The organism is Chitinophaga sancti, assembly GCF_034424315.1.
Classification (GTDB): Bacteria; Bacteroidota; Bacteroidia; order Chitinophagales; family Chitinophagaceae; genus Chitinophaga; species Chitinophaga sancti.
In genome coordinates this window covers 2,539,258-2,551,140 of sequence record NZ_CP139972.1, presented here as the reverse complement: position 1 = coordinate 2,551,140, position 11,883 = coordinate 2,539,258, and the positions used below count along the sequence as shown (strand labels likewise).

Sequence of the window (11,883 nt, the reverse complement as noted above, 5' to 3'; positions counted from 1 at the left end):
GAAAAATACTAAAATAACTTAGAATATATACTGCCAATCGTTACCCAGATGGATGTACGTGCAGCTGGAATTTGCCTGCTCAGTTCAGGCATTTCGGTCTGTAATTCGTTATACAGCCGCTCTGCCTGCAGGTGTGAAGGTGTATCACATTTCAGCTCCAGTATATTAGAAAGCATCGTGATGGCCATTTTGTGATGTTTCTTCGCCAGAATACGGGCGGTTTTCATCACTTCTTTACAATACTCTGTGCGGAAGGAATGAAATTCATCCGGCAGTAAATTGAGCAGGTCAATATACACAGCGTCTGCCGTTGCTTCCAGTGCCACGGCATCAATAGGCTGTGCCAGTTGCAGTTGGTGTCTTACAGACAATAGCAGGCTTTCTCTTTCATTCAGGAATTGCAGAATAGCGGTGTAACTTTTTTCCTCGTGACAGTCATCAAGAAGGAGTGGATTCGCCATCAGGTCACGCATCATCTGGGTATCTTTCATTTGCAGACAGCTAATTACTGCAGCGGTAAAGACAGGTTCAAAATGAGGGGCGATGATTTGAAGTAATGCTGGTTCATTGTATCTGGGATCGTTCAGGAATCTTTCTCCTATTGATATGGTACCGGTTTCCAGAAATGAAATTAAAACAGCATCGCGGCGGATCAGCGAAAATAGGGATTGAGTAGTAACGTGATTCATATTAGCATAGGTTGGGATTGTACTAGCAATATAATTAATTATTTAATATATATAATTAAAAATTTCTCTGTTAACAAAAAAGGCCTTGTCGCAATGACAAGGCCTTTTTTTGAATACAATTAATTCGCTCCCGGCTTAAGCTTATCCTTAAATACCTTTTTGAATTTTTCCAGCTTTGGTGCTATTACAAAGTGACAATAGGGCTGCTCACCGTTTTCCTTATAGTAATTCTGGTGATAGTCTTCCGCTTTGTAGAACTTTGTAAACGGGGCGATCTCTGTCACTACAGGCTTATCATAAGCACCGGATTTGTCCAGTTTGACTTTATACTCCTCTGCCAGTTTACGTTGTTCTTCGTTGTGATAGAAGATCACGGACCGGTACTGGGTACCTACATCATTTCCCTGTCGGTTCAGCTGGGTGGGATCATGGGCGGTCCAGAATGCTTTCAGCAATTCGTCATAAGAGACTTTGGCCGGGTCATAAGTAACCTGGATAACCTCGGCATGGCCCGTGGTACCAGTACATACTTCTTCATAACTGGGGTTGGCTACGGTTCCACCGGAAAAGCCTGACTCTACTTTCAGTACCCCATCCAGGTACTGGAATTGTGCTTCTGTACACCAGAAACAGCCGCCACCGAAAGTTGCGGTCTCCACTTTTTCGTTTTTAGCCACTTTTTGATCTCCTGGTACATTTTCCTTTTGTTTGCTTTGGGCACAGGCCAGGAAGGTAATTGCCAGCAAACAACTTAATAATGAGTATCTTCGCATAATTTTATTGTTTGGAGTAGTTTTGTACGCGTAAGGACTTCGACCCCTAACAAGTTAAATTACGATAATATTGATGTAACAGATCGTCAAGTTAATTAACTTTAACATTCTTTTGAAGGCCAAAAGCCAATTTTAACCGCCTGTGTAATGTAAGCACAGGCTTTGTATGGAATTAAATTTAAGATGAAGTATTTTCCCGATTCAGCCTTAGTACAGCTGGAATTCGACAAGGTACAAGCCTTGTTGGAGGAACATTGTAAAACGGAGCTGGGTAAAGAAATGGCGCAGGAACTGCGTTTACATACCCACATTGACTACGTAAAAACAGCATTACAGCAGGCGCACGAATATAAGCAGCTCACCCTGCTGCAGGAACATTTTCCCAACGATTATGTACTGAACCTGAAAAGTGAACTCCGCCTTCTGGGCATCCAGGGAGCCGTATTGAGCGGCGAGCAGGTAATGCAGTTACGCAAGCTGGCCGAAAGCATGGGCAGTATTGTACGCTTTTTTGATCATGACAGACGTGTTACTTATGCAGGTCTGTTCGAGGTGATCACTCATACCCAATACGAAAAGAAGATCATTCTGATCATTGATGAGATCCTGGATGAAGCAGGGATGGTCAGGGATAACGCGACCCCGGAATTGTCCAGGATCCGTATGGCCCTGTTCCGCAAGCGGAATGAACTGCGTCGTGCATTTGACCGTAGTCTGTCTAAACTCAGCAAACTGGGCTACCTCGCTGATACTGGTGAAGCTTTTCTGAATGGCAGAAGGGTGGTAGCTATCTATGCAGAGAACAAACGTATGGTTAAAGGTATTCTTCACGGAGAATCCGATACCCGTCGTACCGCCTTCGTAGAGCCGGAAGAAACCATTGAACTGAATAATGATGTGGCAGCCCTGGAAAGAGATGAGAACCGTGAGTTGTACAAGATATTGCGTACACTGACAGCTGATCTTTCAAAGCATTCATTGCTGCTGAACAACTATCATATTATTCTGGGTACTTACGACTTTATCCGTGCCAAAGCTAAGCTGGCACTGGATATGGATGCCAATTACCCCATGCTTACCCCCGGCGCGCAACTTCACCTGGTAGATGCGTATCACCCATTGTTGCTGTTGTACAACCGCCGTAATGCCAAACCGACCATTCCAATCAACCTCACGCTGGATAATAACAGTCATATTCTCGTGATCAGCGGACCGAATGCAGGTGGTAAAACGGTGACCATGAAAACAGTCGGCCTGATTCAGCTGATGCTGCAGTCAGGGCTGCTGGTACCGGTACATCCGAGCTCTCAGATCGGCATTTTCAGACAACTGATGATCCATATCGGGGATACGCAGTCACTCGAATTTGAATTGAGTACTTATAGTTCGCACCTCAAGAATATGAAGTACTTCATGGAGAATGCGAATGGTAAGACCCTCTTTTTCATCGATGAGCTGGGAAGTGGTTCTGACCCGAACCTGGGTGGTGCCTTTGCGGAGGTGATCATGGAAGAGATGGCCAAGAAGCACGCCTATGGTATTGTGACTACTCACTACCTGAACCTGAAAGTAATGGCAAATAAGGTGAAAGGCATCATCAACGGAGCCATGGGCTTTGATGAAGAGAACCTGTCACCAATGTACAAACTGATCGTTGGGAAGCCAGGTAGCTCTTATACATTCTCTATTGCACAGCGAATAGGATTGCATCCATCCCTCATCAACAGGGCCAGGAACCTGGTAGATGAAGGTCATTTCCAGCTGGATAAACTCTTGAATAAGGCTGAGCAGGACCTGCAAAAGGTGGAGGCAAAAGAGAAAGAACTACAGCAGTTACTGCGTGAAAACGAGCGCCTGAAGCGTGAATACGAGGTGCTTTCTGATAAAGAAAGAAAGAACCAGCAGTTTGGAATGCTAAAGCTCCAGAATAAAATTAAAGAAGATGAACTGGCCTATCTGAAGGATATGGAGCGCAAGATGAAGCAGATTGTGGTAGAGTGGAAACGTTCTGACGATAAGCAGAAGGTGATGAAGCAGGCCGAAGCGCTGCTGTTCAGAAAACGTGAGAAGGCCATTAATGATAAGCTGGAGAAGAAGGTACAGGATAAATTCCAGGAGGTAGTTGGCAGCAACCTGGAAGTGGGCAATATGGTAAAGATTAAAACCAATGGCCAGGTGGGTACGCTGATCGAGATAAGGGATAAGCGTGGAATTGTGAAACTGGGGAATATTCCGATGAATGTGCCGCTGGCGGATCTGATTTTAGTGAAAGAACGTCCAAAAGAAAAGGAATCAGTTAAATAATTTTTAAAAGCCGGCTGCAGGCCAGCACCAAAAAAAAGCGCTTTCCCGGGGGGAAGGCGCTTTTTTTTGTCTTTCTCTTTTAATTAGCCGGCTAATTATTATATTTGCCTCATGAATAAACCGCTTATGTGCAGTACCCTGGGTCACCTGTTGGTACAAATTGGCAAAGCGCACAGGAATAAAGGGAATCAAATGCTTGCTGCATATAACCTGCACGCGGGCCAGGAGATCTTCTTACAGCAGGTACTGTGTCACAACGGCATAATGCTCAGTGACCTGACCACCAACATGGAAGTTACGCCCGTGACTGTCACCCGCATGGCGGACCGTCTGGAAAAAAATGGCTTCCTGGTAAAGGAAAAATGCTGTACTGATCAGCGCGCAGTTCGGGTCTCGCTTACTGAAAAAGGTAAGGAAGCCGCTATGCATATCACAGAACAAACCTGGAACCAATTGGAGCAACAAATGGTGGAAGGACTAAGTATGGAAGAAAGGATCATTTTAAAACGCCTGCTGATGCAGGTGCTGGAAAATCTGAAGAAATAATATTTTTTACTTATTTAATTAGCCGGCTAATTATAATTGCAGATATAATTATATTTATCATGTTAAAATAGTTCGATGAAAAATGAAATGTAAGGTATACTTTTGTCGCACTATGTAACAGATATCATCTGCTAATCATCTACTGATTACAATCCTGCCGACTAATTAATCCATGCTTATTCTGTAGCTAGAATAGCAAGCCTCTGAACTTTTACAACTGAGCCCTCTTCTTTTTAACGACTAAACTGAATGTGATATGAAGACTAATGTAGTCATACCAGTTTATAATGTTGACGACTGCGCTGATGTACAAAATCCACTAAAAGGATTTTTTATCAACCGTACTACCTACCTGGTACAACCAGAAGATCTGAAAGAACCACACCGCCGTAAGCATTTCAGCATTACGCTTGTGCTGTCAGGTGAAACAACACAATATATCGACTTTGAAAAGTACACTGTCAAAGGCCCTGCAGTCGTGATGTTATATCCCGATCAGGTACATCAGCATACCGGAGATAGTTTATGCGAGGTCGTTAATATTATTTTTTCACAGGAATTCCTGGTGAATGAAACCGGATTAGGTAGCCCTATTTGCTGGGGCTGCGTATGCGGTACGCCTGTGATTGAGCTGACAGACGCACAACTGAAAGACCTTATGGGATTCGCACGGCTCATGCTGAAAGAAATGGAATCTATTCAACCTTTGCGTGACCTGATTATCCGGAATATGCTTCATTCACTGATTGCTGCTATATCCCGCTTACCACAGCGTGATATTGCTGCGATGCAAACGGATACGCTGCCAAACCGTATTGTGCGCCAGTTCGACGAGTTGTCTGATGTACATTATAAGGATAAAACGCAGGTAGCGCACTATGCAGATATGTTGTATGTAACACCAGGTCATCTGAACGATACAATTAAAGCAGTGCTGGGAAAAACCGCTAAGCAAATTATTGACGAAAAAAGGATCATGGAAGCGAAGCGATTACTTTTTTACGGAGAACATACAATCAAGGAAATCGCGTGGGAGCTTAAGTTTGAGGATGATGGATATTTCAATCGTTTCTTTAAAAAGCATACAGGATATACACCTGCTACCTTCCAAAAGAGTATCCGGGAAAAGTACAATTAATACCGCAATTAGTTTAATGAACATCCTTGATTCTCATTGTACTTTTGTAAGGTTATAATAATCATAACATGATGATGTTGAAACAATGTCGTCCTTAAAAACCACTAGCACATGAAGTATCAAAATTTCTCCTGCTAACCTGTTCAAGTTTCTCTTAGCAGTAACCAATCACGAAACTTTGTCATCTGGCTTCCCGGAACAGGCGGGCGGGGTGACTGTTCTATCTCCAATAACTGTCGTTATTTAATTAACCGGTAACAACCGTAATGGGAGGGCTTTAGCCCGGGATTTCCGCTAACGCGGATGGAGAAGCCTTTTGCTTGAATTTTCCGCCACTAGTGGCATGGCATACTATTGCCATCTTTTTCTTAAAACGAACGAACAACTTTTTATGAATCACTTATTCTTATTACAACAAGCACACAAAAAACACGGACCAGCTGGTCTTCTTTATAGTATCATCATTGTTGCGTTCCTTTCATCATGTGCCTCATCTACTGCAAAGCCAGAGAATGCAGGCCAGCCGGCAGCCGTACTGCCAGTGTTGAAAGTAGCTGCCGTTCCTGCTACTACCTTCCGCGAATACAACGCGACTGTAGAAGGAAAGGTAAACGTTGAAATCCGCCCACAGGTGGATGGATACCTCGACAAAATTTTTGTAGATGAAGGTGCTTATGTAAAAGCAGGACAACCTTTATTCCGCATCAATGACCGTACTTATCAGGAACAACTGAGTAATGCATCTGCCCTCTTATTAGCCGCTCAGGCCAATGAAGAGAAAGCATTGGTAGAAGTAAACCGCCTGACACCGCTTGTACAAAACAACGTGGTATCGGATGTACAACTGAAAACTGCCACTGCTGCATACCAGGCTGCAAAAGCCAGCGTAGCACAGGCACAAGCCAATGTAGGCAATGCGCGTATCAATGTAGGATATACCCTGATCACCGCTCCTGTCAATGGTTACATCGGTCGTATTCCTTTCAAAACCGGTAGCCTGGTAGGTCGTGGAGAAACACAGCCACTTACATTATTATCAGATGTAAATGAAGTGTATGCATATTTCTCTATGAGTGAAATCGACTTCCTCAAATTCAAAAATAAAATAGCGGGTAACACGATCGCCGACAAAGTGAAACAATTGCCTGCCGTTGACCTGGTACTGCCTGACAATAGCATCTATACAGAAAAAGGTCATGTTGAAACAATGGAAGGCCAGTTCGACAAAACAATGGGTGCTGTAAGCTTTCGCGCTTCTTTCCCGAATGGCGCAGGCCTGCTTCGCTCCGGTAATACCGGTAAGGTGCGTATTCCTGAACAACTCTCAGCAGCATTACTGGTGCCACAGGAAGCAACATTTGAACTGCAGGACAAAATATTCGTATTCACTGTAGGTGATAGCAATAAGGTAGCCAGCAAGCCAATAACAATCTCTGGTAAAAATGGTGCTTACTACTTTGTAGAAAAAGGATTGCAGGCTGGCGAGAGCATTGTATATGCAGGATTAGGCAGACTACAGGATGGAGCCGTGATCACACCTCAGCCCATGAGTATGGATAGCCTGCTGAAGGTAAAGCCATTGTAAGTGGAAAGCCCGTAAAAGGTAATGACATTGAAAATGGAGAGCCTGATTAAAGGTGAGGCCGTTATAAATGGATACCCTTTTCAGGCTCCTGTAAATGTGTTGACTTTCTAAAAGTCGATGTCATTATAAAAAATTCAAAAAAGACTTATGTTAAGAAGATTTATAGAAAGGCCTGTACTGGCTACGGTGGTCTCCATCCTGCTGGTACTGTTGGGGATCTTATCGCTGTTTACATTGCCGGTTACTCAGTTTCCGGACATCGCGCCTCCCTGCGTAGCCGTTACCGCGTCCTATCCTGGAGCAAATGCCGAAGTGGTAGCCCGTTCCGTAGCAACTCCAATCGAAGAAGCCGTGAACGGTGTAGAGAACATGACTTACATGACCTCTACTTCAAATAATGATGGTTCCATGACCCTCAGCGTATACTTCAAACTTGGCACTGATCCTGATCTGGCGGCTGTAAACGTACAGAACCGTGTATCAAAAGCAACTTCCCTGCTGCCATCAGAAGTTGTAAGCGCAGGTATCACCACAGAGAAGAAACAGAACAGTATGATCATGGTGGTGAACCTGATGAGTAATACATCAGAATATGATGAAAAATTCCTGCAAAACTATGCAAAGATCAACATCATTCCTGAATTACAGCGTATTACCGGCGTAGGTCAGGCTATGGTATTCGGTGCGAAGGATTACTCTATGCGTATCTGGCTGCATCCTGACCGTCTGGCAGCTAACCACCTCTCTCCACAGGATGTACTGAATTCCATTCATGACCAAAACGTGGAAGCAGCACCAGGTCGGTTTGGCGAAAGCAGCGACAGGGCATTTGAATATGTATTAAAATATAAAGGAAAGCTGAATCAGCACGAAGACTATGAAAATATGGTGCTGAAAGCAAATGCAGACGGTTCTTTGCTGCGCCTGAAAGATGTGGCCAGGGTGGAGTTTGGTTCCTTTACATATAGCAGCGACACTAAGGTGAATGGGAAATACGGTATTGGTATAGCTATCTATCAGACTGCAGGTTCAAACGCAAATGATATACAGGTAGCTGCCAATGCCCTGATGAAGAAGGCATCCCTGCAATTCCCCAAAGGCGTAGAATATTTTAATATCTACAGCACCAAGGAATATCTGGATGAATCTATCGATCAGGTTAAACATACCCTGCTGGAAGCATTTATACTGGTATTTATCGTTGTATTCATATTCTTACAGGATTTCCGTTCTACCCTGATTCCTGCTATCGCAGTACCGGTAGCGATCATCGGTACCTTCTTTTTTATGCAGCTGTTTGGTTTTACCATCAACCTGCTCACCCTTTTCGCACTGGTACTGGCTATTGGTATCGTGGTGGATGATGCCATCGTCGTCGTCGAGGCCGTGCACGCAAAAATGGAGCGAATTAATATGTCGCCTCGCAATGCAACTATTACCAGTATGCAGGAAATATCAGGTGCAATCATCTCCATCACCCTCGTCATGGCAGCGGTATTTGTACCGGTTGGTTTTATGCAGGGACCTGCAGGTGTGTTCTACCGCCAGTTCGCCTTTACACTAGCCATCGCTATCCTGATCTCTGCATTGAACGCATTGACCCTTAGCCCTGCACTTTGTGCCCTGTTATTGAAAAATACGCACCATGGAGACGAGCATCAACCAAAGCATGTTGCTGCGGGTTTTGGTAGCCGTTTCTTCAATGCATTCAATACCGGTTTCAATGCAGTTACTGCAAAATATATAAATAGTCTCCGTTTCCTCGTAAGACGTAAATGGATCGCAATTGGTGGTTTGGCATTGATCACCGCCGTAACCGTATACTTAGTAAGACGTACACCTACCGGATTTATTCCGACAGAAGACAATGGTTTCGTAGTATACTCCGTGAGCATGCCTCCCGGTGCTTCACTACAGCGCACCAGAGAGGTAGTGGGTAAGGTGGAGAAAATTATGCACGACTTCCAGTCAGTACACTCTTACCTGAGCGTATCTGGTTTTAACATCATTACGAACTCCAGCAGTTCCGCATCCGGTGTTGGTTTCGTAAAACTCAAACCATTTGAAGAGCGGGGACAGGTGAAAGACCTGAAATCTGTAATGGGTATGATGCAAGGTGCACTGGCAGGTATTCCCGAAGCAAATATCTTTATGTTTAACATGCCGACAGTGCCTGGTTTCAGTAACGTAGATGGTTTTGAGGTGATCCTGCAGGACCGCGCAGGTGGTCCGATGGACAAACTGGCTAACACAACTTACGGTTTTATTGGAGAACTGATGAAACGTAAGGAAATTGCTTTTGCCTTTACAACGTTTAATGCCGGTAACCCACAATACAGTGTACAGATCGATGATAGCAAGGCGAAACAACTGGGAATAAAAGTAGCCGACATTTTGCAAACATTGCAGGTATTTTATGGTAGCACTTTTGCGTCTGACTTCAACCGGTTCGGTAAATACTACAGGGTGATTGTTCAGGCGGATGTTCCTGCACGTGCAGAACCTTCTTCGCTGGATGAAGTATATGTAAAGAACGAATCAGGCGAAATGGTACCAATGAACACGGTCGTGAAGCTGGATAGAGTATATGGCCCCGAAACCGTGACACGTAATAACCTCTTTAATGCAGTGACCATCAATGGTCAGCCGAAACCAGGCTATAGCTCTGGCGATGCGATCAGGGCTGTGGAAGAAGTAGCAGCACAATACCTGCCAAGAGGATACTCTTATGAGTGGGTGGGTATGACGAAAGAAGAAATTGCAGCCGGTGGCCAGGCAGGTATCATTTTCCTCCTGTGTCTGATCTTCGTATACTTCCTGCTGTCAGCACAGTATGAGAGTTACATCCTGCCATTCTCCGTGATTCTTTCTATTCCGCTGGGTATCTTCGGTGTATTTGCCTTTATTAACCTGGCAGGTATAGACAACAATATCTATGTGCAGGTAGGCCTGATCATGCTGATTGGTTTGCTGGCTAAGAACGCCATCCTGATCGTGGAATATGCTGTACAGCGGCGTAAGGGAGGCATGGGCTTACTGGCCTCTGCACTGGAGGCGGCGAAATTACGTCTGCGTCCGATCCTCATGACATCCTTTGCATTCATCGCCGGTTTGACACCACTCATGAGAGCAACAGGGTCATCTGCACAGGGTAACCGTTCTATCAGTTTCGGAGCAGCCGGAGGTATGTTAACTGGTGTATTGCTGGGCATCTTTGTGATACCGGTGCTGTTCATTATTTTCCAATACATACAGGAACGCATCACTGGCAAACCTGTAAGGCAGGAAGACATGGAAACAGCAGCAGAGTATTAAAATAATTAAAGTAAAAAGTGATGACTAAAAATTATATAAGTGTCTTAATCGTCTTCATTGCTATAAGTACAATAGTGGCAGCATGCCGGGTGGGCCGTGACTACAAACAGCCCGCCCTGGTACTGCCGCAGCAATTCGACGACAAAGCCCCTTCGGATACCAGCATAGCTGCGGTGCCATGGAAGGAATTCTTTGCAGATACGACCTTACAAAGACTCATCAGCGCAGGGCTGAATGGTAACTATGATTTGCAGTTGGCCGTGAAGCGGATAGAAGAAGCGGATGCTTACGTGAAAGCAGCAAAGGTAGCATGGTTACCAACCGCTACCCTGAATGTGGCAGCAAATACAACGAATCCTTCAAATAACAGTTTGAACGGAACCAGTTTAAAAACATTCCTGGGTACAGATCATATCGAAGATTATTCACTGAATGCTGCAGTATCCTGGGAAATAGATGTGTGGGGCAAGATCAGGAGACAAAAAGAAGCTGCACTGGCCAGCTACCTGGAAAGCTACGAAGGAGCACATGCTGTGCAAACAACCCTCGTATCAGATATTGCCAATGCATACTATAACCTGCTGATGCTGGATGCGCAATTGCAAATAGCCAAAAACAGTCTCTCACTCAGTGATACCATTGTTCAAATGATCCGCCTGCAAAAAACTGCGGGAGAGGTGACCGAACTGGGTGTACAACAGGCCATAGCACAGCAACAAACAGCCGCATTGCTGGTTCCTCAATTAGAACAGGCACAGGCAATACAGGAGAATACATTGCGGATCCTCACTGGTGAATTACCGGGTAGCGTAGCCCGTAGTCAGCGACTGGGCACAAATTTGATGCGCGAATCACTGCCGGTGGGTATTCCTGCTAATATGATCAGCAAGCGTCCGGATGTAAGAGCAGGAGAAATGGCACTGGTAGCCGCAAATGCAAAAGTAGGCGTAGCACAGGGTAGTATGTATCCCGCATTGACGATCACGGCTTCCGGAGGTTTGAATGCATTCAAAGCAAGTGATTGGTTTACGCTGCCAGCTTCATTATTTGGAGTGGCAGGAGCCAGCCTTACACAACCATTGTTTCAGCACAGACAACTGAAAACTCAGTTGGAAGTAGCAAAAGTACAGCGGGAAGAAGCCGTAATCCGCTTCCGCCAGCTGGCCCTGGAGGCAGTAGGAGAAGTGAGCAATTCACTGGTGAAACTGGATAAACTGAAATCACAGCAAACGATTGCCTCACAGCAGGTACAGACAACGCAGCTGGCTACCCGTCATGCGCAATTATTATTCCGCAGTGGTATGGCTAACTACCTGGAAGTTATTACCGCACAGGGTAAATCTTTGCAGGCTGAGCTAACCCAGGCAGACATTACCCGGCAGCAGTTGAGTGCCGGGGTGGAATTGTACAGGAGCCTGGGCGGTGGATGGCAGTAGGACGGAATACAAACCCTTTATAAAGAAGGAATTCCATTCCTGCTAGTCATAATGGAAAGAAGTCAGTCCTGATTATTCATCAAAAAACAGTTGTAAT

Annotated in this window: 8 protein-coding genes; 6 read left to right on the top strand and 2 right to left on the bottom strand. The window is 44.9% G+C overall.

Annotated features, from left to right (window positions below):
• Nucleotides 1–8 precede the first annotated feature (8 nt).
• Complete coding sequence (locus tag U0033_RS09585; RefSeq protein ID WP_072356951.1) at nt 9–689, bottom strand: hypothetical protein; 681 nt, start codon at nt 687–689, stop codon at nt 9–11.
• Nucleotides 690–808: 119 nt separating this feature from the next.
• On the bottom strand, nt 809–1,462 hold the full coding sequence (msrA, locus tag U0033_RS09580; RefSeq protein WP_072356952.1) for a peptide-methionine (S)-S-oxide reductase MsrA: 654 nt from the start codon (nt 1,460–1,462) through the stop codon (nt 809–811).
• 183 nt (nt 1,463–1,645) lie between these two features.
• On the opposite strand from msrA, the gene U0033_RS09575 reads away from it, so the two are divergent.
• The 6 genes from U0033_RS09575 (at nt 1,646) to U0033_RS09550 (ending at nt 11,786) form a co-directional block, all read left to right on the top strand.
• The gene (locus tag U0033_RS09575) at nt 1,646–3,766 is read left to right on the top strand and encodes an endonuclease MutS2 (protein ID WP_072356953.1); all 2,121 of its coding nucleotides are present in this window, start codon (nt 1,646–1,648) and stop codon (nt 3,764–3,766) included.
• 111 nt (nt 3,767–3,877) lie between these two features.
• Nucleotides 3,878–4,312 carry a MarR family winged helix-turn-helix transcriptional regulator gene (locus U0033_RS09570; RefSeq protein ID WP_072356954.1) on the top strand — a complete coding sequence of 145 codons (435 nt, stop codon included), beginning with the start codon at nt 3,878–3,880 and terminating at the stop codon, nt 4,310–4,312.
• Nucleotides 4,313–4,568: 256 nt separating this feature from the next.
• Entirely contained in the window at nt 4,569–5,450 is an 882-nt protein-coding gene (locus U0033_RS09565) for a helix-turn-helix domain-containing protein (RefSeq protein ID WP_072356955.1), read from the top strand.
• Between the two features lie 391 nt (nt 5,451–5,841).
• Nucleotides 5,842–7,035 (top strand): efflux RND transporter periplasmic adaptor subunit, encoded by a 1,194-nt coding sequence (locus U0033_RS09560; protein WP_072356956.1) that lies wholly within the window; start codon nt 5,842–5,844, stop codon nt 7,033–7,035.
• A 147-nt stretch (nt 7,036–7,182) separates the two neighbouring features.
• On the top strand, nt 7,183–10,350 hold the full coding sequence (locus tag U0033_RS09555) for an efflux RND transporter permease subunit (RefSeq protein ID WP_072356957.1): 3,168 nt from the start codon (nt 7,183–7,185) through the stop codon (nt 10,348–10,350).
• A 20-nt stretch (nt 10,351–10,370) separates the two neighbouring features.
• Nucleotides 10,371–11,786 carry an efflux transporter outer membrane subunit gene (locus U0033_RS09550; protein WP_072356958.1) on the top strand — a complete coding sequence of 472 codons (1,416 nt, stop codon included), beginning with the start codon at nt 10,371–10,373 and terminating at the stop codon, nt 11,784–11,786.
• The last annotated feature ends 97 nt before the right edge of the window (nt 11,787–11,883 follow it).